The organism is Pseudomonas sp. TJI-51 (assembly GCF_000190455.2).
GTDB lineage: Bacteria > Pseudomonadota > Gammaproteobacteria > Pseudomonadales > Pseudomonadaceae > Aquipseudomonas > Aquipseudomonas juntendi.
In genome coordinates this window covers 2,897-28,702 of sequence record NZ_AEWE02000151.1, presented here as the reverse complement: position 1 = coordinate 28,702, position 25,806 = coordinate 2,897, and the positions used below count along the sequence as shown (strand labels likewise).

General features: G+C 68.0%; 19 protein-coding genes and 1 pseudogene. 14 read left to right on the top strand and 6 right to left on the bottom strand.

The features are described from left to right. Positions 1-250: 250 nt before the first annotated feature. From G1E_RS25340 to G1E_RS25325, 4 genes are all read right to left on the bottom strand, one after another. A complete protein-coding gene (locus G1E_RS25340) occupies positions 251-1,021 on the bottom strand; it encodes an IclR family transcriptional regulator (protein ID WP_009681750.1) in 771 nt (256 codons plus the stop codon). Positions 1,022-1,085: 64 nt separating this feature from the next. Then, positions 1,086-2,543, bottom strand: coding sequence for an amidase (locus G1E_RS25335; protein WP_047150224.1), 1,458 nt, complete (start codon positions 2,541-2,543; stop codon positions 1,086-1,088). Next, complete coding sequence (locus G1E_RS25330; RefSeq protein WP_009681747.1) at positions 2,540-3,850, bottom strand: citrate-proton symporter; 1,311 nt, start codon at positions 3,848-3,850, stop codon at positions 2,540-2,542. The genes G1E_RS25335 and G1E_RS25330 overlap by 4 nt, the downstream gene beginning before the upstream one ends. Before the next feature lie 84 nt (positions 3,851-3,934). After that, positions 3,935-5,110 carry a M20 aminoacylase family protein gene (locus G1E_RS25325; RefSeq protein WP_009681746.1) on the bottom strand — a complete coding sequence of 392 codons (1,176 nt, stop codon included), beginning with the start codon at positions 5,108-5,110 and terminating at the stop codon, positions 3,935-3,937. 295 nt (positions 5,111-5,405) lie between these two features. Between G1E_RS25325 and G1E_RS25320 the strand changes: the two genes are divergently transcribed. Then, entirely contained in the window at positions 5,406-7,394 is a 1,989-nt protein-coding gene (locus tag G1E_RS25320; RefSeq protein WP_009681745.1) for a TonB-dependent receptor, read from the top strand. Between the two features lie 55 nt (positions 7,395-7,449). Here G1E_RS25320 and G1E_RS25315 read toward each other — a convergent pair whose 3' ends face one another. Continuing rightward, positions 7,450-8,412 carry an AraC family transcriptional regulator gene (locus G1E_RS25315; protein ID WP_009681743.1) on the bottom strand — a complete coding sequence of 321 codons (963 nt, stop codon included), beginning with the start codon at positions 8,410-8,412 and terminating at the stop codon, positions 7,450-7,452. A 182-nt stretch (positions 8,413-8,594) separates the two neighbouring features. Between G1E_RS25315 and G1E_RS25310 the strand changes: the two genes are divergently transcribed. The 13 genes from G1E_RS25310 (at position 8,595) to G1E_RS25250 (ending at position 25,399) form a co-directional block, all read left to right on the top strand. Next, on the top strand, positions 8,595-9,653 hold the full coding sequence (locus tag G1E_RS25310; RefSeq protein ID WP_009681742.1) for a class I SAM-dependent methyltransferase: 1,059 nt from the start codon (positions 8,595-8,597) through the stop codon (positions 9,651-9,653). A gap of 4 nt (positions 9,654-9,657) precedes the next feature. After that, complete coding sequence (locus G1E_RS25305; protein WP_047150223.1) at positions 9,658-10,938, top strand: MFS transporter; 1,281 nt, start codon at positions 9,658-9,660, stop codon at positions 10,936-10,938. Continuing rightward, entirely contained in the window at positions 10,935-13,304 is a 2,370-nt protein-coding gene (locus G1E_RS25300; RefSeq protein WP_047150222.1) for a thiamine pyrophosphate-binding protein, read from the top strand. Before G1E_RS25305 ends, G1E_RS25300 begins: the two co-directional genes overlap by 4 nt. 1,363 nt (positions 13,305-14,667) lie before the next feature. Next, complete coding sequence (locus tag G1E_RS29945) at positions 14,668-15,858, top strand: aspartate aminotransferase family protein (RefSeq protein ID WP_256220464.1); 1,191 nt, start codon at positions 14,668-14,670, stop codon at positions 15,856-15,858. A gap of 170 nt (positions 15,859-16,028) precedes the next feature. Continuing rightward, positions 16,029-17,201, top strand: coding sequence for a molybdopterin-synthase adenylyltransferase MoeB (moeB, locus tag G1E_RS25290; RefSeq protein ID WP_047150226.1), 1,173 nt, complete (start codon positions 16,029-16,031; stop codon positions 17,199-17,201). A gap of 10 nt (positions 17,202-17,211) precedes the next feature. Further along, positions 17,212-17,622, top strand: coding sequence for a Mov34/MPN/PAD-1 family protein (locus G1E_RS25285; RefSeq protein WP_009681733.1), 411 nt, complete (start codon positions 17,212-17,214; stop codon positions 17,620-17,622). 44 nt (positions 17,623-17,666) lie between these two features. Then, a complete protein-coding gene (locus G1E_RS25280) occupies positions 17,667-17,939 on the top strand; it encodes a MoaD/ThiS family protein (RefSeq protein ID WP_009681732.1) in 273 nt (90 codons plus the stop codon). A 70-nt stretch (positions 17,940-18,009) separates the two neighbouring features. Beyond that, positions 18,010-19,812, top strand: coding sequence for a CoA transferase (locus G1E_RS25275; protein WP_047150221.1), 1,803 nt, complete (start codon positions 18,010-18,012; stop codon positions 19,810-19,812). Then, complete coding sequence (locus G1E_RS25270) at positions 19,809-21,458, top strand: class I adenylate-forming enzyme family protein (protein ID WP_009681730.1); 1,650 nt, start codon at positions 19,809-19,811, stop codon at positions 21,456-21,458. Before G1E_RS25275 ends, G1E_RS25270 begins: the two co-directional genes overlap by 4 nt. Before the next feature lie 3 nt (positions 21,459-21,461). After that, positions 21,462-22,670, top strand: a complete 1,209-nt coding sequence (locus G1E_RS25265; RefSeq protein ID WP_009681729.1) for an acyl-CoA dehydrogenase family protein — start codon at positions 21,462-21,464, stop codon at positions 22,668-22,670. Further along, positions 22,667-23,845 carry a CynX/NimT family MFS transporter gene (locus G1E_RS25260; protein ID WP_009681728.1) on the top strand — a complete coding sequence of 393 codons (1,179 nt, stop codon included), beginning with the start codon at positions 22,667-22,669 and terminating at the stop codon, positions 23,843-23,845. The genes G1E_RS25265 and G1E_RS25260 overlap by 4 nt, the downstream gene beginning before the upstream one ends. Continuing rightward, positions 23,829-24,887 (top strand): hypothetical protein, encoded by a 1,059-nt coding sequence (locus G1E_RS25255; protein ID WP_009681727.1) that lies wholly within the window; start codon positions 23,829-23,831, stop codon positions 24,885-24,887. Before G1E_RS25260 ends, G1E_RS25255 begins: the two co-directional genes overlap by 17 nt. Before the next feature lie 200 nt (positions 24,888-25,087). Continuing rightward, positions 25,088-25,399, top strand: a complete 312-nt coding sequence (locus G1E_RS25250; RefSeq protein ID WP_033690092.1) for a hypothetical protein — start codon at positions 25,088-25,090, stop codon at positions 25,397-25,399. 58 nt (positions 25,400-25,457) lie between these two features. On the opposite strand, the pseudogene G1E_RS29940 reads toward G1E_RS25250, so the two are convergent. Continuing rightward, positions 25,458-25,806: pseudogene (locus tag G1E_RS29940) on the bottom strand (hypothetical protein); the annotation flags it as partial.

Below are 25,806 nucleotides of genomic sequence, written 5' to 3'. Positions count from 1 at the left end.
CAGGCGTTACTGGCCCGAAACAAACGTAGGAGCGAGCGCAGCTCGCGATGGCGCCGCGCGGGCGGCGCTCGATCTCACAGGCGCTGCATATCTTCTGGCAAACACCTGTCAGCCCTGATGCAATCCCTGTGGGAGCTGGCTTGCCTGCGATGGGCTGAGCAGCAGCCCCAATCAGTGTGGCATCACCCTCAAGTAAACAGCATCAGGCATCAAGAGCGGCCATAGGGTGCGAAAGCAACGACCGCCAGCCTCAGGCCAACGCCCGCTGCACCTCGCCAACCGTGCTCGCCAGGCTGCTCAGGTGCAGGCTCAGTACCCGCTCGACAGGCGCCTGGTCCAACGGCCAGTGCAAGGCGATGCTCCCGGCCAGGCGGCCTTCGGCATGCACGGGCAAGGCAATGGCGCGAATCAGGTGCGGCAGGCGTACCGGGTACTCCCAGTGGCCCTCGGTGCGCTGGCCGAAACCTCTGTGTGCCACTTTCTCGATATCGCGCAGCAACGCATCGTCCCGCAGCCGCGCATCGGCCGCCAGGCGTTGCACCTCCTCCAGCCCCAGCTCACCCAGGCAGGCGCGGCCCATCGCCGAATGGAACAAGCTGGCATGATGGCCGACGATCTGGCAGGTATGCGGGTAACGCTTGCGCAGGATCTGCGGAATGGCGCTTTCCATGACCTCCAGCCGCTGACCATCGAAACACGACAGGTCCACCACCAACCCGGTACGTTCGCTCAACTCCAGCAGCATCGGCGCGGCGCGTTCCACCAGGCGCCGCTTGAAGCGCAACTGGCGGTCACCGTACAAGCGCCGCGAGCACAGCCGATAGCGCCGGTCGCTGAGGCCGCGATAAACCCAGCCCTGCACCTGCAAGGTAGCAAGCATGCGCGACACCGTGGCCTTGGGCAGTGTGGTCAGGTAATGCAGTTCTTCAAGGCCCAGTGCCTGGTGCTCGCCCAGCAGGTCGACGATGGCCAGCGCCCGCTCCACCGAACGCACGCCGCCACCTTCTGCCGTGTTGCCCATGGGGATGACCTCCTGGTTGCCAGAGGGTCAGCATAGCCAGCAAAAAGCGCGCCTGGCCAGCACCTCATGGCGCCTGCAGGCTGGGCGGCGGGCAACGTTGCACCCAGCCGGTGAGTTGTTCATGGGCATAGGCCAACTGCAACACGGCATGGTCTGCCTGGGCCGGGCCAATGATCTGCAAGCCCATGGGCAAGCCGCCAGGGTTGAAACCGATCGGCACGCTCATGCTCGGCAAGCCGGCCAGGGTCGGCCCGATCACCACTTCCATCCAGCGATGGTAGGTGTCCATGGGCCGCCCGCCTACCCGCTGTGGCCATGGCAGGCCCGCATCGAAAGGGAACACCTGGGCCGATGGCAGCAGCAGGAAATCGTGATGCTCGAACAGCTCAGCCATGGCGCGGTACCAGTCACTACGGTCCAGCGAAGCCTGGTACAGCGCTGCAGCACTCAACTGCAAGCCGCCTTCCACCTCCCACTGTGCTTCGGGCTTGAGCAGTGTGCGCCGGGCCGGGTCGGCATAGGCTGCGCTCAGGTTGCCATGCACCAGGAAGTGGCGGTGCGTGAGCCAGCACTGCCACAAGCGAGCCAGGTCGAATGCCGGTTGGCAGGCCTCGACCCGGCAGCCCAGCTCGGCGAAATCGGCCAAGGCCGATTCGCACAGGCTCATCACCCCGTCATCCATCGGCAGGGAGCCGTTGTAGTCCCCCAGCCAGCCCACCCGTACGCCGCGCAGATCACGTTGCAAGCCGGCGGCGAAATCGCGCCGGCCTTCGCTCAGCGCCAGCGGTGCCCGCGCATCTGCCCCGGCCTGAACCGATAACAGCCGGGCCACATCGGTCACGCTGCGGCCCATCGGCCCCTCGGTGGCCAACTGCTGCACGAACAATTCCGGCGCAGGGCCGTGGGGCACCCGCCCCTGCGAGGGGCGCAGGCCGAACACGTTGTTGAACGCCGCCGGGTTGCGCAACGAGCCCATCATGTCGCTGCCGTCGGCCACCGGCAGCAGGCGCATGGCCAGTGCCGCCGCCGCGCCACCGCTGCTGCCCCCCGCCACCCGTGTCGGGTCGTAGGCATTGGTGGTGGTGCCGAACAAGGTGTTGTAACTCTGCGACCCCAGGCCGAACTCGGGCACGTTGCTTTTGCCCACGATCAAGGCGCCACTTGCCCGCACCCGCGCCACACTGATCGCGTCGTGCTGGGGAACCTGGTCGGCGAACAGCGGCGAACCCAGTGTGGTACGCAGCCCGGCCGTGGCCGCCAGGTCCTTGATGGCCTGGGGCATGCCATGCATCCAGCCGCGTGAATGGCCGCGGGCCAGTTCGCGGTCACGTTGGTCGGCCTCGGCCAGCAGCGCCGCGGCCGGGCGCAACGAGACCAGCGCATTGACCCGTGGGTTGCACCGCTCGATGTGCACCAGGTAGGCCTGCATCACCTCGCGACACGACAGCTGGCGGGCGTGTATGGCCTGGGACAAGGCTTCGGCGCCGAGGGCGACAATGGGGTCGATGACAAGCGGCTTCACGGTTTCACTCCAAGGTTGAAGGCAGCCCGGTTGCCCGCCCGGGGTGCGTCTTTCAGGCAGTAGGTAGCCAACAAGGTCAGCAGGCAGGCAAACAGTACATAGAACGATGGCGCCACCGGGGTTCCCAGCGCCTGGGTCAGCCAGGTCACGATCAACGGGGCAAAGCCACCGAATACCATGACGGCCACGTTATAGGCCACCGACACGCCGGTGGAACGCACCTCGACCGGGAACTGCTCGGCCAGGGCAGTCGGCGCCGGGCCGAAGAAACCGCCGATGGCCGTGCACAGCAGCAATTGCATGACCAGCAGGCGCTCCAGGGATGGCGCCGCGGCGACCCAGACATACAGCGGGTAGACCATCACGAAGAATGCCAGGGTGAAGGCCATCAGCACCGGCCGCCGCCCAAAACGGTCCGACAGCGCCCCGGCCAGTGGAATGACCACCGTCATCAGGCCCACCGCGAGCATCTGCACCAGCAGCACCTGGTCCAACGGCAGGCCCAGGCTTTTGTGAGCAAACGTCGGCATGTTCACCAGCACCACATAGAACGACACTGTGGCGCCAGAAGCCAGGCCCATGGCCACCAGCAGGCTGCGCCGGTGTTCACGCAGCACCTGCGGCAGGCTGGGCGAGCGGCCCTTGGCCTGGCGGCGGGCCTCGATGAACGCCTCGGGCTCTTCCATGTGCTTGCGAATCCACAGCCCTACCGGGCCGATCAGCAGGCCCAGCACGAACGGGATACGCCAGCCCCAGCTGTCCAGCGCCGCAGGCGAGCACAGGTGGGTAACCAGTGCCACCATTGCCGCACCGCCGAACACCGCCAGGCATTGCCCCACCAGTTGCCAGGAGCCGTACAGGCCCTTGCGGTGGGCCGGGGCACTCTCCACCAGGAAGGCCGTGGCGCTGGCGTACTCACCGCCCGTGGCAAAGCCCTGCAGCATGCGCGCCACCACGATCAACAGCGGCGCGGCCATGCCAATGGCCAGGTAATCGGGGGCAAAGGCGATCATGGCGATCGACACGGTCATCAGGCGGATGATCAGCTGCATCGCTGCCTTGCGCCCCTTGCGGTCGGCGTACATGCCCAGCAGCACACCGCCCACCGGGCGCATGAAAAAGCCGACACCGAAGGTGGCCAGGGCCATCAGCAGCGAGGCGTATTCATCGTCGGAGGGGAAGAATTGCCGGGCAATGATGCTGGCCAGAAAGCCGTACACGATAAAGTCATACCACTCCAGGGCGTTGCCAATGACGGCAGCCACCACTTGCCGGGTACGCGACACGCCATTACTCGAAGTCTGCATAGGGAGCACTCCACACGGTGTTTGGGTGATCGCCCGGGCACGGTCGCACCCGGGTTCCAGCGGCAGTCTGTAAAAACGGCAGGATCAGGCAGGTGCTAGCCAGCGCTCTGCCAGCGCGCCCCAGTAGGCAGCGCCGGTCAGCAGGATGTCGTCGTTGAAGTCGTAGCCGGGGTTGTGCACCATCGGCCCCGCGACGCCGTTGCCGATGAACAGGTAGGCCCCCGGGCAGCGTTGCAGCATCCAGGCAAAATCCTCGCTGCCCATCAGCTTGCGGGTGTTGGTATCCACCGCGTCGGCGCCCAGCAACTCCACGGCTACCTGGGTGGCGAAGGCGTTTTCTGCCGGGTGGTTGACCAGCACGGGGTACGCCGGGCGGTGCTCGATGCTGGCGCGGCAGCCGAAGCTTTCAGCCTGGTGGGTGATGATCGCCCGCACCCGCTGCAGGGTCTGCGCCCGTACTTCAGCATCCAGCGCCCGCAGGCTCAGGCGCAGCAGTGCCTGTTGCGGGATCACGTTGGCCGCTTCGCCGGCCTGCAGGGCCCCCACCGTCACAACCGCTGCCTCCTGGGCATCGATATTGCGCGCCACCACGGTTTGCAATGCCAGCACCACACTGGCGGCGGCGACCAGCGGGTCGACGGTCAGGTGCGGCATGGAGCCGTGGCCCCCCACGCCGTCCAGGGTTACGGTGAGCAGATCTTGCGAAGCCATCATCGGCCCTTCCCGTAAGCCCAGCTGCCCCGCGGGCAACCCTGGCATGTTGTGCATGCCGAACAATGCATCGCAGGGAAAACGCGTCAGCAAGCCATCGGCCAGCATCGCCTCGGCACCACCCTGCCCCTCTTCTGCCGGCTGGAATATCAGCGTCAGTGTGCCGTCGAACTGCCGGGTGGCGGCCAAGTAGCGGGCGGCACCGAGCAGCATGGTGGTATGCCCATCGTGGCCGCAGGCGTGCATGCAGCCTTGGTGCTGGCTGCTGTAGGCGGCACCGGTGGCCTCATGGATGGGCAGCGCGTCCATGTCGGCACGCAAGCCCAGGCGGCGCTGGCTGCTGCCATGGCGCAGCACGCCCACCACGCCGGTCTTGCCGATGCCGGTGTGCACCTCGTAGCCCCATTGTTCCAGGTGGCCGGCGACCAGCGCTGAGGTGCGGTTTTCTTCGAAACCCAGTTCCGGGTGGGCGTGAATATCATGGCGGATTGCGTGCAGGTCGCTGGCCACCTCGTTCAGCCAGGCCAGGATGTGCTGATGTCGGGACATGTGCAGTCTCCTTGTGCGGGTGGTTTCCCGTTCTTGTTGTTCGCCTTGAGGTCACGACGGGTGAGGCAGGTCGTGCTGGCTGCCAGCTAAACCTGGCCTGCCGTGGCACACAACCGAAACTGGTTTCATGCTGCGGAACAAAAGCCTGGTGCTGGTGGTGCTCCATCCGCAGCCACGCATAGGAAACCGTCGCTGGCGCATAGGTTACAGACGCGAATGATTCTCGGTCAGGCGATACAATGCCGGCCGTTGCGTGCCCGTGCGGGGTGCGCGTTGCCAACATCGAGGAACGGGCATGGCCAGAACAACGCTGGTGGGGGTTTTCACAGGGCTGGTGGTCGCAGGCGGTATGACGCCGACGAGCGCGAGCGAACGGCTGGTGCTGGAAGACACGGTGGTGGCCAGCGACAAGCTTGAACAAGCCCGCGACCAGTTGCCTGCCAGCCTCTCGGTGATCGACGCCAGGACCCTGCATAGCACACCGGTGGACTCGCTGGAACAACTGGTGCGGCGCACCCCGGGGTTCACCTTCCAGCCCTTTGGCCAGTCGGGCACGCAACTGCCGGTGGTGCGCGGCCTGACCTCCAATGCCACGGCCTTCTCCAACTCGCTGCTGATGCTGGTCGACGGCGTGCCGGTGTTGCGCGGCCAAGGCTTCGACAATGACCTGGTGGGCGTCGAGCGCGTGGAGATCCTGCGCGGTCCGCAATCGGCACTGTACGGTCGCAACGCCGAGGCCGGCGTGCTCAGCGTGTTCACGCGCCAGCCGGGCGACGCCGACTACGCCCGGGTGGAAACCGGGCTGGGCAGCCGTGACAAGCGCCTGGTCAGCGCCGACCTGAGCACCGCGCTGATAGAAGGCACCCTGTATGCAGGCGCCGCCGGCCAATGGACAAGCCAGGACGGCTACCTGGACGACGACTTCGCCGGTGGCCAAGCCGACGACCGCGAGCGCCAGAGCGGCCGCCTGACCCTGCGCTGGACGCCGGACGCGCTCACCGACGCGACCCTGCGCTACAGCACCCTGAAATACCGCGACCAGGCCGCGCAATGGGGCAGCCGCACGGGCCGCGACCGGGCAGTGAATTCCGGGCTGGCCGGGCGTAACCACTCCAGCGGCGACACCTGGTCGCTGGACCTGCGCCGGCAACTGGGCGGCGACCTGGAACTGCGCTCGATCACCGCACGCAGCGTGTTCGACGACCGTCTACGCCAGGACACCGACTTCCAGCCAAGCGACCTCATGCACCTGGCCCGCGACTACCACTTCGAAACCCTGAGCCAGGAACTGCGCCTGAGTGGCAGCCACGGGCAAGGCCGCTGGCTGCTGGGCGCGTATGCCGACCGTGAAGACCACGACCTGGATTACCAGCAGAAACTGCCGATGGGGCTCAGCCGCACCCAGGCCGGCCTGGGGGGCAATACCGCCGCGCTGTTCGGCCAATGGCTGCAGCAGCTGTCCGGGGCCTGGTCGTTGACCTTGGGTGGCCGCTATGAGTACGCACGTGCCTGGATCGACCCGGCAGGCAACCGCAACCAGTCCGACAGCTGGCAGCACTTCACCCCCAAGGTGGCATTGCAGTATGCGCTGAGCGAGGATGCCCAGGCCTACGTCAGCTACAGCCAGGGCATGCGTGCGGGCGGCTTCAATGCCTTCGCCAGCAGCGCCGGCAACCCGGCATACGACCCGGAGCAGGTGCGCAGCCTTGAGGTGGGCCTGAAGGGCCTGACCGCGGACCAGCGCCTGCGCTACTCGGCGGCGCTGTACCGCATGCAGGTGCGTGACATGCAGGTACAGCAACTGGTGCAGCAGGGGCTGGTGTACATCACCAATGCGGCGGCGGCGACCTCCACCGGCCTGGACCTGGACCTGGAATACCTGCTGGGCGAACGCTGGACCCTCACTGCAGCGCTGGGGCTGAACCGCACCCGCTTCGAGCGGTTCCGCGAGGGGAGCAACGACTACGAGGATAACCGCAACCCGTTCGCCCCGGACTTCACCGGCCACCTGGGCCTGCGTTACGACGCCGATGCCGGCTGGTACGTACAGGGCGCGCTGAGTGCGGTGGGCAAGGTGTATCTGGACGCTGCCAATACCTATCGGCGCCCCGGCTACGGCCTGGTGGACCTGAGCGCTGGCTACCGCTTCGGGCAGTACACCGTCAGCACCTATGTCGACAACCTGCTGGACAAGCGCTACGACGCCCAGGGGCTGCTCAATGGCGCTGTGACCGTGTACAGCCCGCCACGCGAGGTGGGGATGAGGGTCAGCTTCGAGCTGTAGGGGGGGCGCGCCGCTGCGACCCACGCCATGGCCCGCAGCGGCGCCCTGACCGGGCTCAGCGCTTGCGCCCGAAGATCGACTTTGGTGACCGCCCGAAATAGCGGGTGAACGCCACGGTGAAGTTGTTCGGGTATTTGTACCCCACCTGCCACGCCGCCTGCGCCACCTGTTGCCCGGCCTCCAGCAAGGTCATGGCCTTGCGCATGCGCAATTCCAGCAGCATGCGTGCCGGTGTGGTGTCGAACAGGTAACGGAACCCCTCCTTGAGCTTGTGTTCGTTCATGCCCACCGCCGTGGCCAGGTAATCCACGGTCAACGGCTTGTCCAGTTGCTCGCACAACAGGTTGCGCGCCCGCTCGATACGCTGCACGTCGCTGGTACTCAAGGCCGCGGCGGTGCTGGGCGGCGGCGCCAGCAGGTTGAACTGCTCGGCCAGCAGGCTGAGGGTGTGGATATGCAGGTCCAGCCGGTGGGCCGGGTCCAGACCGCCCGGTTGCAGGTAGCGCACCAGCGCGGCGGCATGGGCTTGGGCGGCCTGGGAGCTGGGCCGGAAATCCAGGCGGTGCAACCGGCCGCTGCCCAGCACTTCAGTGGCCCGTGCCTCGCCCACGTACTTGCACAGCGTCGCGTGGTCGATCACCACGCGCAGTTGCGAAGCGGTTTCGTTGGCCTGGTAACGGCGCTCGCCAGGCGTGGCACGGAAGGCGGTGATGGTGGTGTGCCCCGCCTCGAACGCCAGGCTGCTGCCGTCCTGGCCGATGAAGCCGGATTTTCCCTGCAGCCCCACCGTCACCACCATCACGTGGCCGTCATGCGGCCCGCAGGTCTCCTCCACCAGCGGGCGTGTGGGGTGGTAATGCAGGCGCCCCAGCGACAGGCCTTGCTCCAGTTGCAGCAGGTCGGTGTGGCACTGCCCGTAGGCTTCGTCCAGTTGCAGGCGCAGGCGCCCGTCGGCGCTCAGCGAACGGTGCCGGGGCTGGTCCAGGCCCAGGCGGCAGGTGGCGTTGCTCGTGTTCATGAAGACATCCCTGAGGATCTGCGGCCGTCGCACCGCATAGAAACGGCTCCGGCTCGCATATTTTATGTGAATGATTCTTATTTAATATATACCACCCTTTGAGCTGATTCGGCCATGCCCCGTTTCGTTCCTTATCCGTGGGCCCGCAACGGCCACACACGCGACAACTACAGGAAGTTACCGTGACCCGACTTGCACCCCGCCCCCGCGACCCGCACCCCACCGCCACCCACCCCTTGCAAGCCTGTTGGGACCTGCAACTGGGAGGGCTGGCGGCCGACGCCTTGCAGCTGGCGCTGGCACACGGCCTGTTCGATCACCTGCAGCAATACCTCGCCCCCGCCCAGGTGGCGCAGGCCCTGGACTGGCATGCCGAGGGCGCCGACTACTTCCTCGAACTGCTGTGGAGCCTGGACCTGCTCGAACGCCATGCTCAGCGCCCGGCGCGCTACCGCAATAGCCCGCTGGCCGACCGCCACCTGCGCAGCGACGCGGTCCAGTACTGCGGCGATGCCTTGATGTTCCGCCACCGCGTGCTGCGGGAAACCGGCGCACAACTGGACGGCTACCTGCGCACGGGCATGCCGCGCCAGGCGCCGAGTACCGCCCAGCTCGACCAGGGGTGGGCCAATGCCGCGCGCTTGCAGATCGCCCAGGAACAACGAGCGGTCACCTGCGACAGCGCCTGTGCCTTGCTGGCCAGCCTGCCGGAGTACCCACGCCTGCAACGCCTGCTCGACCTCGGCGGCGGGCCGGGCCTGGTGGCCATCGCCCTGGCCCGACAACTGCCGGCGCTCAGCGGCGTGGTCCTCGAATACCCCGAGACGGCACAGGTGGCCGCCGACAATATCGCCGCCGCCGGCCTGGGCGCCCGGCTGAGCGCGCGCGGCGCAGACATGAACAGCGACGACATCGGCAGCGGCTACGACCTGATCTGGTGCTCGTCGGTGCTGCACTTCGTCGACGACCTGCCGGCCACCTTGCAGCGCCTGCACGCGGCGCTCGCGCCCGGTGGCCTGCTGGTGTGCTGCCAGGCTGAAGTGCCCCAGGCCCGTCAGGTCGCGGCCCAGGTGCTGCCCTACTACCTGCACATGCGCCTGCAAGGCCGCCACGTACTGGCCGAGGGCGAGCTGGCGCAGCTGCTGCGCGACAGCGGCTGGCGTGGTGTAGAGCAGGTCGATGGCGTGCGCTACCCACTAACGCCGGTAACGGCAGTCATCGCCCGCAAGGCCAAGGAGTGACACCATGACCCGCCCCCCTGTCATCGCCCTGCAACTGCTGTTCGGCTGGCTCAACCTGGCCTTGGCCGTGCCGAGCATCTACCTGATGTTCGGCCTGCCGCTGGTCATGCGCCAATACGGCTGGAGCGGGACCGAGATCGGTCTGTTCCAGCTGGCCGGGCTGCCGGCGGTGTTCAAGTTCCTCATGGCCGTGCCGGTGCAACGGGTGCGCCTGGGGCGCTCGCCGTTGCCGCGCTGGCTGGCGTTGCTCGGTGGCGTGCTGATCGTGCTGTACGCGCTGATCGCCCGCGACAACCTCATCGAACAGCGCCTGGCGCTGTTCGCCATGACCTTCGCCATCAGCATCGTCGCCACCTGGATGGACATTCCACTCAATGCCCTGGCGGTGCAATGGCTGCCGCGCCACGAACAGGTGCGTGCCGGCAGCATCCGCGCCGCGGCCTTGTTCGTGGGTGCGATCGTGGGCGGCGGCGCGATGTTGCTGGTGCAGTCGCGCCTGGGCTGGCAGGCGCCGTTCGTGATCATGGGCGCGGCATTGGCGCTGGGGGTGCTGACGCTGCTGCTCGTAGCCAGGCGCCTGCCGAGCGTGCCCACACCGGCAGCCATGGCACCGGGCCTGGTGGCCGATTGGGCCGGCTTTTTCGGCCAGCCGGCGGCACGCCAGTGGACCTGGTTGCTGCTCAGCGCCTTCCCGTTCATCGGGGCGGCCTGGCTGTACCTTAAACCCCTGCTGCTCGACCAGGGCATGGCCCTGGAGCAGGTGGCCTGGCTGGTGGGCATTGCCGGGGGCACGCTGGGCGCATTTGCCAGCCTGGTGGGCGGGCGCCTGATTCCGCTGCTGGGCACGGCACGGGCGATTGTCCTGTACCTGCTGGCGGCGCTGCTGGCCTTGGGGGTGCTGGGCCTGGCGGTGTGGCTGCGGCTGGGCCAGCCCTGGCTGATCGCCGGTGCATTACTGCTGGCCTTGGCCATGGGGGCGGTGTCGGCGCTGATGTTCGGCCTGACCCTGTTCTTCAGCCGCCAGCAACGCAGCGCCAGCGACTATGGCCTGCAGTCGAGCCTGTTCGTGGTCACCCGTCTGGCTGCACCGTTGCTCGCCGGCCTGCTGCTCGACCGCCTGGGCTATGGCGGCCTGTTGGCCAGCCTGGGCGCTGGCCTGGCGCTGGCGCTGGTACTGGCGTGGCGAGTGCGCCACAGCATCGCCCGCAGCACCGACGCCCTGTTGCGCACCCCCGGCGACGCCGCCCCAGGCACCGCTTCCATCACCCTTGAGGGCAAACCATGAAGCCACACCGCTACGGCATCTGCCTGATCAGCCGCGATCCGGCGCTACGGGCCGACGTCAGCGCCGTGCTCGACCGGCTCAACCACTGGCTGGGGCATGAGACCCCGCACGCCAGCCAGCACTGGCCCGACGCCCAGCTGCAGAGCCTGTACCGCCAGGTTGCCGGCCAGGCCGAAGCCTACCTGCGCCAACAGGCCAAGCCAGGGGCGCTGGCCCTGCAACTGCTGGCCTTCGACGACCTTGCCCAGGCCCAGGCGGCGCTGGCCACCGCCTGCCCCTGCGACCACGTGCTGCTGGACACCCGTGACCTGCAAGCGCAACCCGAGCACGACCCCTTGGGCGCCCTGCTCGACACCCAGCCCGAAGCCCGCCGCTCGCCCAGCAGCGCCGTGCTGCTGTGCCATGCGCAGCACCTGCAGCACTGGCTGACCCGCCTGGGCGGCAACCGCCTGCTGCGCGTGCCCCACGAAGACCGCGCGCTGCGCCGCGCCGACCTGCTGCGCCTGTTCGTCGACCACCTCGAGCACGCCTACTGCAACCGCTTGCTGGCACGCACCACCCTGCAATCGGCTGAGCCGGTGAGCCTGGCCCGCGACATCCAGCAGCGCATGACCCAACGCTGGGGCCAGGCCTGGGATTGCCATTTCTTTACCGGCTCCATGGTCGCCGGCCTGCTCGACTCGCTGGGCGAACTGCTGCGGCCAACCGCCTGCGGTTTCCACAGCGCCTGCAACGAGCACGCCCTGGCGGTCAGCGCCCTGGCCGGCTGGCAGCTGTACCAACGGGCCTACGTGATCGTGATGACCTCGGGCATGCTTGACGAGATGCGCGGCACCCTGGCCAACCTCAAGCGCGCCGGTGCGCCGGGCCTGGTGGTCTGCGCCGACTCCCCGGAGTCGGTCTGGTTCGCCTTCCAGGGCACCCTGGACGCCGACAACGATGGCCATCAGGTCATCGCCGCCCGCGGCCTGTGGCAGCGCTTCGTGCGCCGCCCGGATGAAGCCGCGGCCTGTGTCGAACAGGCCTTCGCTGCCCTTGACCAACGCCCGGCGCCGACTTTCCTGTTCGCCACCCAGGCGGTGCTCGAATCCCGCGCGCAGTTGGAAGGCCCGCCCCCGCCCATGCCCGCCACAGCCATGCAGCAGGCGCTTACGGCACCGGAGTTGGCGGCGCTGGAGCAGTTGCTGGCGGTGATCAACCACACGCCTTCGCGCCTGCTCTGGCAATGCGGGCGGCTGGCTGCCGACGAGCGCCAGCGGGTGGTCGAACTGGCGCGCCGCGCTGGCATCGCGCTGGCCGACAGCATTGTCGCGCCCGGTAGCGTATGCGCCTATCAGGACCAGGAGCCGGTGCCCAATTACCTCGGGCCGCTGTCGATGTACGGATTCAGCCGCCGCGTGCACGCGTTTCTCGAAGGCACCGACAACGAGCCGGGCAAACCCTGGCTGATGTTCGTCAAAAGCAAGATCGACCAGTCCGCCACGCCCTACTCGGAAGGTCGCCTGCCCAGGCTGTTCCACATTGCCCAGGTCAACCACCAGCCCGGCCATATCGCGCCGTTTTGCGAGCTGCCAGTGCCGCTGGCCCTGAACAGGGTGCTCGACTACCTGGAGCCGCGCCTGGCCGTACCGGCCGCGCTGCTGCGCACCCGCCGCGAGCGGCTGCAAAGGTTGCAGCGCACCCGCGAGGTGCTGCCCAGCGACCAGATCGAAACCCTGCCGATGACGCCGAACTACTTCTTTCATCGCCTCGGCCAGTTGCTTGGCGAGCTGATCGAGTGTCACGGCTACCGCTACACCGGTGTCTACGACGTGGGCCGTTGCAGCCTGTCGGCCCTGCGTAACCTGCCCCGTACCGACGCCGGCTTCTCCGGTTGGTACGGCCGGGCGCTGATGGGCGATGCGCTGATGTCGCTGCCCTACATAGCCCTGAACGACGAGCGCCATGTGCTGGCGTTCATTGGCGACGGTGCCCGCGCCCTGGTGCCGGACATCGAGCAGCGCCTGGCGATGAGCCTGGCCAGCAGCGCCGATGCCGGCCAGCGCAACGTCACGGTGATGTACCTGGCCAACGGCGTGCTGTCGATGATTCAGACCTACCTGGACAAACGCTATGCCTGCCACGGCGCCAGCCAGGTCAACGTGCCGCTGGCCGAGGGGCCGCTGTGGGAAGAGCGCGCGTTCGGCCCGCTGCGTGTCTGCCGCGCCCGCCTGCTGCAGTTCTGCCCCGACACCCTGCGCCAGGCGCTGACTGCGCCGGGGCGCCTGAACTTCTTCGACGTATGGCTGGGCCACAACTCCGAGGGCGATGGCTTGAGCCTGGTCTCGGAAACCGCCTGGAGCCGCCTGAACATGGAAAACTGCTGATGAAATTCGGATTCATTGCCCACCCCACCTCCACTGGCCTGCTGCATCAGGTCAAGCTGGTGGACATGCTCGACCGCACCCTGGAAGAACAGGCCTGGGGTTACCAGGCCGAGCGCTGGCAGCAGCGCAACCTGGTGCCGTTCATCGATTTCGGGCGCATCGTCAGCGCCTGTGGCGCCGAGTGCTCGGGAATGCTGCAGTTCGTGCCGCTGACCGCCGAGCAGATGCTGCGCCAGCCGCGCGCGATTGCCGAACGGGTGCTGCAGGGCGTGGCCGCGCTCAAGGCCGAAGGCGCCGAACTGGTGGGCCTGGGCGGCTTTACCGCGATCGTCGGCAACCGCGGCGTGGCGACCATGCAGCAGGCCGAGGTGGCCGTTACCACCGGCAACTCGCTGACCGCCTTCGCCGCCTACGCCAACCTGATGGACAGCCTGCGCCTGCTGGGCATCGCCGCAGCGGACGCCGAGGTGGCGGTACTCGGCTACCCCGGGTCGATCGCCCTGGCCGTGGCGCGGTTGCTGGCCGAACAGGGCTGCCGGCTGCGCCTGGTGCACCGGGGCAACGCCCAGCAGGCCCAGGCGCACCTGGAATACCTGCCCAGCCAGTACCACGCCCAGGTCACCCTGCATGACAACCTTGAAGACTGTTACGCCCAGGTGCGCTTCTATGTAGCCGCGACGTCCAGCGGCGGCCTGATCGACCCACGCCGGCTGCTGCCAGGCTCGGTGGTGCTGGATGCCGCCTTGCCCAAGGACGTGATGGACGTGCCCCACCAGCGCCGCGACATCCTGCTGGTGGACGCCGGCCTGGTCTCCGCCAGCCCCGCCGTGCACCTGGGGCTGCGCAGCCTGGGCCTGGAGCCCAAGCGCAGCCTCAATGGCTGCCTGGCCGAAACCATGATCCTGGCGCTGGAGGGCCGCGCCGAGCCATTCTCCCTGGGCCGTGAGTTGCCGGTGCACAAGGTGCTGGAGATCGGCCGCATCGCCGAGCGTCACGGCTTCAGCCCTTCGCCCATGACCCATGACGGCGAAGTGCTCGCCAGCGAGGCCTTCGACCGCCTGCACCGCCACCACCACCCGCGCCGTGCGCTACGCGCCAGCGACGCCACCGACGAGCCCCTGGCCTTGCGCCGCGAAGTGCTCAACAGCTTTGCCGAGCACATCAACCCGGTGCTGCGCGAGTTCTACCGGTTCAACCATATCGAGCGTGTCTTCAGCCAGGGCCAGGGCTGCTGGCTCACCGACCTGGACGGCCGGCGCTTTCTCGACTTCGTCGCCGGCTACGGCTGGCCCCACACCCGCCCTNNTCCCCCGCCTCCGCCTGCCTCAACCCCGGCCATAATCACCCAGCCATCAGCCAGGCCTTGCAAGGCTACCTGCAGGCGCAATTTCCCACCTTCATCCAGTACCTCTCGGCGCCATTGCACGCCAGCCTGCTGGCCCAGCGCCTGGCGGCACTGGCGCCCGGTGGGCTGAACCGGGTGTTCTTCAGCAACTCCGGAACCGAGGCGGTAGAGGCGGCACTGAAACTGGCCCTGGCCGCCAGCGACAAGCGCAGCGTGGTCTACTGCGACAACGGCTACCACGGCAAGACCCTGGGCGCACTGTCGGTGACCGGCCGGGCCAAGCACCGCACCCCCTTCGAGCCCCTGCTGCCGCGCTGCGACAGCCTGCCCTTCGGCGACCTGCACGCGTTGCGCAGGCGCCTGGAGCAAGGCGACGTGGCTGCCTTCATCGTCGAGCCGATCCAGGGCGAAGGCGGCGTGATCCTGCCACCGCCTGGCTACCTGGCTGGGGTTCGTGCGCTGTGCGATGAGTTCGACTGCCTGTGGATACTGGACGAGATCCAGACCGGCCTGGGCCGCACGGGCAAGCTGTTCGCCTGTGAGTGGGACAATACCGCGCCAGACATCATGGTGCTTTCCAAGTCGCTGTCCGGCGGCCTGGTGCCAATCGGTGCCACGTTGTCGCGCGACGCCGTGTGGGAACGTGCCTATGGCGATATCGACAGCTTCGCCCTGCACACCTCGACCTTCGGTGGCGGTAACTTCGCTGCCGCCGCGGCCCTGGCGGCGCTGGATGTGCTGGAGCAGGACGGCCTGTGTGCCAATGCCGCCGAAGTGGGGGCGTTTCTGCAGGCCGGCTTGCAGCACCTGGTGGACCGCTACCCGTTCCTGGTGGCGGTGCGCGGCCGCGGGCTGATGCTGGCGATCGAGTTTCACCAGGACATGCGCGGCGGCGTGCAGGCGTTGGTCAAGGAACTGGCGGGGCGCATACCGGGCCAGGCCATGGCCACCTACCGCATGCTGTCGGGCGCTGCCCGCGCGCACCTGGAGGCCGCCGCCCAGGCATTGGAGCAGAACCTGGAAGACATGTTCGTGCTGCGCTTCATGACCAAGCTGTCCGAGGAACATGGCGTGCTCACCTTCGTTACCGCCAACAACAACCGGGTGATGCGTATCCAGCCGCCGCTGGTGCTCACGCGCGAGGAAGCCGAATGCTTTCTGAGCGCCTTCGCCAGCGTCTGCGAGGACTTGGCCACGTTCCAGTCGTGAGCCACGGGGGCTGCCACGCAGCCCCTTTGCGCCCTGCCACCGCCCCGCCGACAAAACCCATAGTTTTACCGCGCTTTGCCATACGAATCGGGCCGCTCGGCGGATTGAACCGGCGGCTCACACAATTGAAAATGGTTCCAGTTCGTATCTACTGAATGGAAGAAAGCGATATGACCTTACTGCCTCTGGTCGAGCCCGCAGCCGAGCTCAGCCGCGAAGAAGTGAACCGCTACAGCCGTCACCTGTTGATTCCCGACATCGGCGTACTCGGCCAGCGCCGCCTGAAGAACGCCAGGGTGCTGGTGATCGGCGCCGGCGGGCTGGGCTCGCCGACCCTGCTCTACCTCGCCGCAGCCGGCATCGGCACCCTGGGCGTGATCGACTTCGACCGGGTCGACGAGTCCAACCTGCAACGCCAGGTGATTCACAGCGTCGACACCCTCGGCGAGCTCAAGGCCGAGAGCGCTCGCCAGGCCATTGCCCGCCTCAACCCGCTGGTCAAGGTGCACACCCATACCGAACGCCTTGAGGCGGACATGGCCGTGGAGCTGTTCAGCGGCTACGACCTGATCCTCGACGGCACCGACAACTTCGCCACCCGCTACCTGGTCAACGACGCCTGCATCCTGGCCGACAAGCCCTACGTATGGGGCTCGATCTTCCGCTTCGAAGGCCAGGCGTCGGTGTTCTGGGAGAATGCCCCGGGCGGTCGCGGCTTGAACTACCGCGACCTCTACCCGGAGCCACCGCCGCCGGAGCTGGCGCCTTCCTGCGCCGAAGGTGGCGTGCTCGGCGTGCTGTGCGCGGCCATCGCCTCGATCATGGCTACCGAAGCGATCAAGCTGCTGACCGGCATCGGCGAGCCACTGCTGGGCCGCCTGATGGTCTACGACGCGTTGCAGATGAGCTACCGCGAGCTGCCCTTGCGCCGTTTGCCGCAGCGCCAGCCGGTCACCGCCCTGGGCGACTACCAGGCGTTGTGCGGGCTGGACCGACCCGCTGCCAGTGATGCAGCGCCCGTGCCGCAGATCAGCGCGGTGCAGCTCAAGTCGCTGCAGGATGCCGGACGCGCGCCGGTGATCATCGACGTGCGCGAGCCGACCGAATGGGACATCGTGCGCATCGACGGCGCGGTGCTCATGCCCAAGTCTGCGCAGGTGGCGACGCAGATCGTCGAGCGCTACGGCCACGACACCGACCTGGTGATCACCTGCAAGTCGGGCATGCGCTCCAAAGCCGTGGCCGGCGACCTGCAACGGCTCGGCCACGGCAGGGTGCGTGACCTGCAAGGCGGCGTGCTGGCGTGGGTGCGCGAAGTGGAACCGGCCCTGCCGAGCTATTGAGGGCGCCCGCATGGTTCTGCGCATCACCGCTCAGGCCCTGGAACAGGTAAGGCACCTGGCCCAGGCCGCGCATCCCATCGAGGCCTGTGGGCTGATTGCCGCCGCCAGCGGCGAGCCGCTTGCACACAGGGTGGTACCGATGCGCAACCAGGCCGCCAGCCCCACCTGGTTCAGCTTCGATCCGCGCGAGCAGTTGCAGGTCTGGCGTGAGCTGGATCAGCGCGACGAAGACTGCCGGGTGATCTACCACTCGCACACCGCCAGCGAAGCCTGGCCAAGCCGCGAGGATATCGCCCTGGCCAGCGACCCCCAGGTGCATTACCTGATCGTCTCGACCTGGGGCGAGGCGCGGCACGCCGCGCGCAGCTTTCGCATCATCGACGGACGGGTGTTCGAAGAGCCCCTGTGCGTCCAGCCCTGACCCTTGCCGGCCCCCGGCACAACGTGTACCACAAGGAGAAAAGCATGTCGGTTTCCGTGATCGTCCCCACCCTGCTGCGCCCACTCACCGACGGCCAGAAGCAGGTCCAGGCCCAAGGCGATACCGTGCGCCACATCATCGAGCACCTGGACAGCCGCTACCCCGGCATCAAGGCCCGCTTGGTGAAAGACGACCAGGTGCACCGTTTCGTCAACATCTACGTCAACGACGACGACATCCGCTTCGCCGACGGCCTGGCCACGCCTATCCGCCCCGGTGACCAGCTGACCGTACTGCCCGCCGTGGCCGGCGGCTGACCCACCGCTCACCGCTTCGCGGGCCCGCCCGCGAAGCCTGCTCGCCCGTAACCTGTTCGCGAGATCCGCCATGTCCCGTATGCTAGATGACGCCAGCCTCGGCTGGCGCAGCGGCCCCTCCCTGCCCGGCTGGCAGGGCCTGAGCCGCGCCCTGCAACACCACGGCCAGTGCCTTGGCCTGCGTGCCCTCGACGGCCTGGCCGAAGGGGCCGCGCTGCAGTTGGCCCACGCTGATCTGCACCCCGTTCACATGCGGTTCGTTGCACCGCCAGGTCTGCCCCTGGAGAGCACCAGCGAGTTCATACAGCAAGCTGCCTGCGGCCTGATGTCGGTGCACGGCCGTGCCAGCGGGCGCCCGCAAGCACTGGGCGTGGATTACCTGGCCGCCCTCAACGCCGCCCTCGCCTGGCAGGCCAGCCTGGCTGCTGCCGTCGGCCAACTGCGCGGCGGGCAGTTCACCCAGGTAAGCCTGGACCCGCTGCGCGGCGGCCTGCTGAGTATCGGCCAGTACCTGGCTGGCGCAACCGCACCGGAAGACGCCGAACGGCTGCTGCCGGGGCAGGACGACGCGCTTGCCCGCCCGCCGTTCGTTTCCCTGGAAGGCACGGCCTTCGAACTGGAAACCCTCGACAGCCAGCCCTGGCGCCACTTCTGGCACGCCCTCGGCTTGCCCGACAGCCTGGCCGGCAAAGCCTGGCAGCACTTTCTGCTGCGCTATGCTAAGGCCGTGGCGCCGATGCCGGCCGAATGCCTGGACGCACTGGCGCGCCTGCCGCTGGCGCAGATCCGGCAGCAGGCGCGGGCCAGCGGGGTAGCGCTGGTGGTACTGCGCAGCCCGGCGCAGCGCCAGGCCGATGCCGACTACCCGGCCAGCCTGCACACCCCCTGGCGGCTGACACCCGGCCCGCAGGCACCGCTGCGGCCAGCCCCGCGCCCAGCCGCGCTACCGTTGCAAGGCCTGCGCGTGCTGGAGTCATGCCGCCGTATCCAGGGGCCGCTGGCCGGGCACCTGCTGGCCCTGCTAGGTGCCGAGGTGATCCGCCTGGAGCCGCCAGGCGGCGACCCCCTGCGGCACATGCCGCCCTGCGCCGATGGCTGCTCGGTGCGCTTCGACGCGCTCAATCACCTGAAGACAGTACGCGAAGTGGATATCAAGTCCGCTGCAGGTCGCGCCGAGATCCGCGCCCTGTGCGCCGACGCCGACGTGTTCCTGCATAACTGGGCCCCCGGCAAGGCCGCCGAGCTGGGTCTGGATGCCGCCGACCTGCAGCTTGCCCGGCCGGGCCTGGTGCATGCCTACGCCGGTGGCTGGGGCGATGCCCCGGTATCGGCGCCCGGCACCGACTTCACCGTGCAGGCGTGGTCCGGCGTCGCCGAGCGCATCGCCCGCGCCAGTGGCACACGTGGCGGCACGCTGTTCACCGCGCTCGATGTCCTGGGTGGTGTGATCAGCGCGCAAGGCATCTGCGCCGCGCTGCTGGACCGCAGCCTGCACGGGCGCGGCAACCAGGTACACAGCTCGCTGCTGGGCGCCGCCGACCTGCTGCTGGCCCCCCCCTGCAACAGCACCCCGCCCAGCCTGCTGCAAGGCGTGTTCGAGACCGGCGACGGCCTGCTCGCACTGGACTGCCAGACACGCCAGCAGTGGCAAGCCCTGGGGCAACTGCTGGGCGGCACCTGCACCCCCGCAGAGCTACCCCGGCGCCTGGCCAGCGCCGACGCCCGGCACTGGCAGACGCGCTGCCAGCAGGCTGGCATTGCCGCCAGCCAGGTGCATCAGGACCTGGCGTGCCTGGCCAACGACCCGCGCCTGGCCGACTGCTTCGGTCAGCGCGCCTACCGATCCGTTCAATCACCCTGGAGTTTCACATGAACACTGCCGGCATCATCGACCTGGTACCCCAGGCTGCCCGTCGCCGCTGGCGCGAAGACGGCAGCTACCCTAATCGCGACGTGTTCGACCTGTTCCGCGAACGCGCCCGGGAAACGCCGGCCAAGCCGGCGGTGCTGTCCCCCGAGGGCGACGTCAGCTATGCCGAACTGCTGGGCGCAGCCCTGCGCCTGGCCGGCAGCCTGCGCCAGTCGGGCATCGTTGCCGGCGACGTGGTGGCCTACCAATTGAGCAACAGCTGGCGCTGCTGCGCCATCGACCTGGCGGTGGCGGCCCTGGGCGCCATCGTCGCACCCTTCCCGCCGGGGCGCGGCAAGCTCGACATCCAGGCGCTGGTGCGCCGCTGCGATGCCCGGGCGGTCATCGTACCGGCCACGTATGCCGACATCGACCTGTGCGAGGTCATCGAGTCGCTACGCCCAACCCTGCTCTCGTTGCGCGTGCTGATCGTAGACGGCGCACCGCGTGCAGGCTGGTCGACCCTCGACGCCCTGTTCGAGCATGCGCCGATCGACAGCACCAGCCTGCCGCGCGTGTGCCCGGACTCGCCAGTACGCCTGCTGGTGTCTTCCGGTACCGAGTCCGAGCCCAAGCTGGTGGCGTATTCGCACAACGCACTGATCGGTGGACGGGGGCGCTTCCTGCAGCGCATCAGCGACGACGGCGCCGAATTCCGCGGCCTGTACCTGGTCCCGCTGGGGTCCTCGTTCGGCTCTACCGCCACCTTCGGCGTGCTCAGCTGGCTGGGCGGCTCGCTGGTGGTACTGCCGCGCTTCGAGGTGGGCGAGGCGATCAAGGCCATCGCGCGCCTACGCCCAACCTTCATCCTTGGCGTGCCGACCATGCTGCAACGCATCGCCGCCGACCCGGCCCTGGCGCAGATCGACACCTCCAGCCTGCGCGGGCTGATCTGCGGCGGTTCGGTGATCGACCAGGCCACCGTGCTGCGCTGCAGCGAAGCGTTCGGCTGCGGTTTCATCAGCCTGTATGGCTCGGCCGACGGGGTGAACTGCCACAACACCCTGGACGACCCGCTGGAAGCGGTGCTGGGCAGCGTGGGCAAGCCCAACCCGGCGGTCTGCGAAATACGTATCGTCGACGACCTGGGCCGCGAAGTGCCCCAGGGCAGCGTGGGTGAAATCACGGCACGCGGGCCGCTGAGCCCGATGCAGTACGTCAATGCGCCTGAGCTGGACGAGCGCTATCGCGACGCCGAGGGTTGGGTGCGCACCGGCGATCTGGGGTTCATCGACGCGGCCGGCTACCTCAAGCTCGCCGGGCGCAAGAAGGACATCATCATCCGCGGCGGCGCCAACATCAGCCCGGTGCAGATCGAAGGCCTGGCCATGGCCCACCCGGACGTGGTGAGCGTGGCCTGCGTGCCGGTGCCCGACCCGGACCTGGGCCAGCGCGTATGCCTGTGCGTGACCCTGCGCGACGGCGCCCCGCGCTTCGCCCTGCAGGACATCACCGGGTTCCTGCGCGAACAGGGGCTGGAAGTGAACAAGCTGCCGGAATACCTGCGCTTTTATCGCCACCTGCCACTGACACCGGCCGGCAAGGTCGACAAGCGTGCCTTGGCCGCCGACGCAGCCGGGCTGGGCGAGCCCGTGCGGCAGGTGGGCTGAGCCATGGCCAACGAGCACGTCATTGAACTGGCGCAACGGGTACGCCACTTCGTCGAGCGGCAGATTTTGCCCCGTGAGGCCGAGCTGGGCCGCTGCGACGCGGCGGCGGCGCGGCTAAGCGCCGAACTGCAGGCCCAGGCCAAGGCCGCCGGGGTATTCGGCAATTTCTACCCCGTGGCCGACGGCGGTCGCCTCGCGCGCCTGAGCGACTACCTGGAGGTGGCCGCCGAAGAAGGCCGCAGCGAGTTCGCGCCGGCGATTCTCGGCTGCGACGCCACGCTGGACTGCCACATGCTGGCACGCCACGCCAACCCAAGCCTGCGCGAGCGCGTGTACCTGCCGCTGGTGCGCGGCGAGCAAGTGCCCTGCTATGCCATGTCCGAGCCCGACAGCATCGGCTCGATCCCGGCCACCCTGAACAGCCGCGCCCAATGGCAAGGCGACCACTGGCGGCTGACGGCGCGCAAGTGGTTCATCTGCCGTGCCGAGCGGGCAGATTTCGCCACCGTCATCGCCCGCACCGACGAGGGCCCGTTGCAGACCGGCCTGTCGATGCTGGTGGTGCCCTGCAACAGCCCAGGCTTTCGTTTCGTGCGGCCACTGGCGCTGCTAGGCCGTCAGCAGGGCCAGGGCGAGCTGCACCTGGAGGCGGTGCGGGTGGAGCCTGACCAGGTGCTGGGCGCGCCAGGCCAGGGCCTGATGCTGATGCAGCAACGCCTGGGCCTGGGCCGCCTGTTGCGCGCCGCCCACTGGCTGGGCCTGGCCCGGCGCTGCTTCGACGATCTGTGCGCGCGGGTGCACTCGGCCCGCGGCGCGCAGGCACGGCTCGCCGACAAGCAACTGGTACGTGCCCGGGTATACCGCTGTTACCGCGAGATCGCGGCGGCCCGGGGCCTGCTGCGCGAGGCAGCGGCCACCTTCGATCGCGGCCAGGCCAGCGCCATCGAAGTCAACCTGGCCAAGCTGGCGGCCTCCGATGCGCTGTCGCTGGCCGTGGATTCGGCGATCCAGATAATGGGCGCCGAGGGCCTGAGCGAGCTGTCGCCGCTGTCGGGCATCTACCGCGGCGCCCGCACCACGCACATTCTCGACGGCACCGACGACGCGCTGATCAGCACCCTGGGGCGCGACCTGCTCCAGGCCACGCGCCCCGGCCGCGCCTTCGACGTGCTGACCCCTTCCGTTCCTTCGCCTGCCAAGGAGGCCCCATGAAGCGGCATGTTCCGCTGGCCGCCCTGCTCACCTGCGCCATGGGCCTGCCGATGATGGTGTTCTATGCGCTGGGTGTACTCGGCCCGCAACTGATTCAAGCGCTGGGGCTGGACCGTGAGCAACTGGGCTGGCTGACCACCAGCGCATTCGGCCTGGCGGCGCTGCTCTCGCCATGGGCCGGGGCGCTGGTACAGCGCATTGGCTCGCGCCGTGGCTTGCAGGCGCTGTTCATGCTGGTGGCACTGTCCTTCAGCCTGGTGCTGGTGCTGCCGGGCTTCGTCGGGCTGGTGATCGCCCTAGCCTTCTGCGGCGTGGCCCAGGCGCTGGCCAACCCGGCTACCAACCAGGCCATCGCCCAGGCGGTGGACGCACCGCGCGCCAGCCTGGTAGGCATCAAGCAGGCCGGGGTGCAGGCCTCGGCGCTGCTCGCCGGCCTGGCCCTGCCGGTGCTCAGCCAGGCCCTGGGCTGGCGCATGGCGCTGGGCTGCTGGGCGCCATTGGCGCTGCTGCTGGCGCTGCTGGTCGCTCGACAGATCGCCCCGGCGCCCCAGGCGCATCGACCGCCCGTACGCGTACAGCGGCCCAACGGCTGGCTGCTGCGGCTGATGGCCATCCAGGGCTGCGCCGGGCTGTGCCTGTCGGCCTTCATCACCTTTTTTGGCGTGCATGCCAGCAGCCTCGGTGTGACGCCCGCGAGCATCGGCTTGATGATCAGTGCGTTCGGCGTCACCGGTGTGCTTTCACGGCTGCTGCTCACGCCGTTGGGCGCGGCTTTCAGGGATGAAACCGTGTTGCTGGGCGGCCTGTTCCTGTTCGCCCTGGCGACGATCGTGTTGATGCAACTGGCCACGCCCGCGCGCCACTGGCCCCTGTGGGCGGCGGTGGTCGGAATGGGCCTGAGCCTGGTCGCCAGCAACGCGGTGGCCATGAGCATGCTGCTGCGCGAACCGCGCTTCGGCGGGGTTGCCGGTAGCGCCGGGCTGCTGTCGCTGGGGTTCTTTGGCGGTATCGCACTGGGCCCACCGCTGTTCGCCGTGCTGCTGCGCCAGCCCGGCGGCTTCACTGCGGGCTGGACACTGCTGATGATCGCCTTGTGCCTGGGCGCCGGGCTATGCCGCAGCCTGTACCGGGCGCGGCAGGTGTCGGAGGGCTGCGCCGATGCCGGAACAGCGTAAACGCGAGGCGATCATCGAAGCCCTGCTGGCGCCCCTGCCGCGCATCTCGCAGCAGTGCGATGGCCATTTCCCGTTGTACCGCGTCGATCGGGACTCGCCCTGGAAACTGTCGCGCCGCGGCTCCTGGCTGGGCGGCTTCTGGGCCGCGCTTTGGTGGCGGCGCGCCCAGGCCAGTGGCAATGCGGTGGATGTGGCCGAAGCACGGACCTGGAGCGCCCGGCTGGCCGCACAGCTTGGCGAACCGAGTGTTAACCGCAGCTTCGTGTTCTGGTACGGCGCCGGCCTTGCCGCCCGCCAGTCGTGCGATGAGCAGGCCCGTGGCCTGGCCACCCAGGCGGCCGCGGCACTGGCCGCGGACTACGATCCACAGTTGGGCGGTTGGTGGCTGGGCACAGGGCTGGGGGCTGGCGAGGCTGGCGCCAGGACCTTGGACATCGACGCACTGGCCCCGACGCTCGCCCTGCTGCATGCCAGCCCGGACGCCGACCATTGGGCCCTGGCACGCCAACACCTGCAGCGTTGCCTGAACAGCTTGTCCGAGCCCTCGGGCGCCTGGGCCAATCAGGCCCTGTTGCTGCCAGGCGGTAACTGGCAGCGTACCGCGCCAGGCCAATGGGCACGGGGGCAGGCCTGGGCGATGCTGGGGCTGGCCGAGGCCGTAGGTCGCTATGGTGGTGAGTACGCCGAGGCCGCAGGCCGGGCCTGCGAGTACTGGACCCAGCGCTGGGGCGATGCCGCCGCCAGCGGCCGCCCACGCGCCGACGAGGCCGACCCCTGCGCCATCGCCATCGCCTCGGTGGCCTTGCTGCGCCTATGGCAATGCCTGCCGGGGCGTAATGCCTGGTGCGAGCTGGCCTGCCGGCAGATAGCCGGGCTGCTGACAACGTCGGTGCGGCACGGCTGCTTCATCGGCCACCGCTATCGCCTTGATGCACAGCGTACCGGCCTGGTGGAAACGCCCTGCGCGACCTTTTTCCTGGTCGAGGCGCTGCGCGCCCAGGGTCAGGTACTGGCTGGCGACGGCGGCGTGGCGGGGTGGTGAGCGGCGGGCGTGCCGGGGCGTTCGCCTTTGGACAGATCGGCCTTGCAGCAAACCGAAGTTTTTGTGAGTGGAGTTGCCCCTACCACAGAGCTCAATGGCACAATTTCACCCACCGGTGCGGCAATGCAATACCTCACACCTAATCGTAGCGAATGGGGCACTCCAAAATTGATAGGCACCCTTTCCAACTAGGGCTGAACATGAACACCGAAAAACTCAAACAGAAGTCGGTCAAGCTTCGCATGTTGATCGACAGCCTGAAGGCACAGGACCCCGCTGCCATGAAATTGAGCGTAGAGCTAGAGCCGCTGCTGCATGCGGCAGAGCGACAGCTGATCCATTCCGCCATGGAATGGCGCGACATCCCGGGTCGCTACCTGTTCACTGAAGAAGGCTTGCAGCAGTATGGCGATCTCGAGCATGCGTTTGCAGAGTTTGGCATTGAGTTGACAGGTGGAGAGTCACCTACATTGGCCCGACTCAAAGCAAGTATGGGGGAGAAACCCCAATAAGATAGCAACTGATTTCCTTTATGTTTTGGCTTGAACGCGCTTGATAGTCCCTTCGGTATTACAAATAGGGTGAAAGCCGGGCTGCGCGATGCGGGGCCCTCCACTCGACCTGAAGATGGCCAAAGTCGTGAGGCGCGAGCGCAGTACTGGAATATCGATGTAGATCTGGCGCCAACGAGCCAGCGCCGAAAAATGCATGGTGGTGGCCGCCCCCAAATGCCCAGCCGAGAGTGATTCGGTAGAAGGGGACTTCGCGGCTGTCGCCTAATGCACCGGCTTGTTCAAGACCGAGCTGGGAGCGGGCGGTACTGCGGCTGCGCAACTGGCCGTTGGCTTCGTATTCGTACTTGAACTCGCCGCGTAGCTTATAGAGGGTTTGCACCAGTACACCGGCCGGGTCGTACTGG

Bases quoted from the DNA above. Each gene is read 5' to 3' on its own strand.
- G1E_RS25340 (WP_009681750.1), bottom strand. From the start codon at position 1,021: ATGGGCAACACGGCAGAAGGTGGCGGCGTGCGTTCGGTGGAGCGGGCG.
- G1E_RS25330 (WP_009681747.1), bottom strand. From the start codon at position 3,850: ATGCAGACTTCGAGTAATGGCGTGTCGCGTACCCGGCAAGTGGTGGCT.
- G1E_RS25325 (WP_009681746.1), bottom strand. From the start codon at position 5,110: ATGTCCCGACATCAGCACATCCTGGCCTGGCTGAACGAGGTGGCCAGC.
- G1E_RS25320 (WP_009681745.1), top strand. From the start codon at position 5,406: ATGGCCAGAACAACGCTGGTGGGGGTTTTCACAGGGCTGGTGGTCGCA.
- G1E_RS25315 (WP_009681743.1), bottom strand. From the start codon at position 8,412: ATGAACACGAGCAACGCCACCTGCCGCCTGGGCCTGGACCAGCCCCGG.
- G1E_RS25305 (WP_047150223.1), top strand. From the start codon at position 9,658: ATGACCCGCCCCCCTGTCATCGCCCTGCAACTGCTGTTCGGCTGGCTC.
- G1E_RS25300 (WP_047150222.1), top strand. From the start codon at position 10,935: ATGAAGCCACACCGCTACGGCATCTGCCTGATCAGCCGCGATCCGGCG.
- moeB (WP_047150226.1), top strand. From the start codon at position 16,029: ATGACCTTACTGCCTCTGGTCGAGCCCGCAGCCGAGCTCAGCCGCGAA.
- G1E_RS25285 (WP_009681733.1), top strand. From the start codon at position 17,212: ATGGTTCTGCGCATCACCGCTCAGGCCCTGGAACAGGTAAGGCACCTG.
- G1E_RS25280 (WP_009681732.1), top strand. From the start codon at position 17,667: ATGTCGGTTTCCGTGATCGTCCCCACCCTGCTGCGCCCACTCACCGAC.
- G1E_RS25275 (WP_047150221.1), top strand. From the start codon at position 18,010: ATGTCCCGTATGCTAGATGACGCCAGCCTCGGCTGGCGCAGCGGCCCC.
- G1E_RS25270 (WP_009681730.1), top strand. From the start codon at position 19,809: ATGAACACTGCCGGCATCATCGACCTGGTACCCCAGGCTGCCCGTCGC.
- G1E_RS25265 (WP_009681729.1), top strand. From the start codon at position 21,462: ATGGCCAACGAGCACGTCATTGAACTGGCGCAACGGGTACGCCACTTC.
- G1E_RS25260 (WP_009681728.1), top strand. From the start codon at position 22,667: ATGAAGCGGCATGTTCCGCTGGCCGCCCTGCTCACCTGCGCCATGGGC.
- G1E_RS25255 (WP_009681727.1), top strand. From the start codon at position 23,829: ATGCCGGAACAGCGTAAACGCGAGGCGATCATCGAAGCCCTGCTGGCG.
- G1E_RS25250 (WP_033690092.1), top strand. From the start codon at position 25,088: ATGAACACCGAAAAACTCAAACAGAAGTCGGTCAAGCTTCGCATGTTG.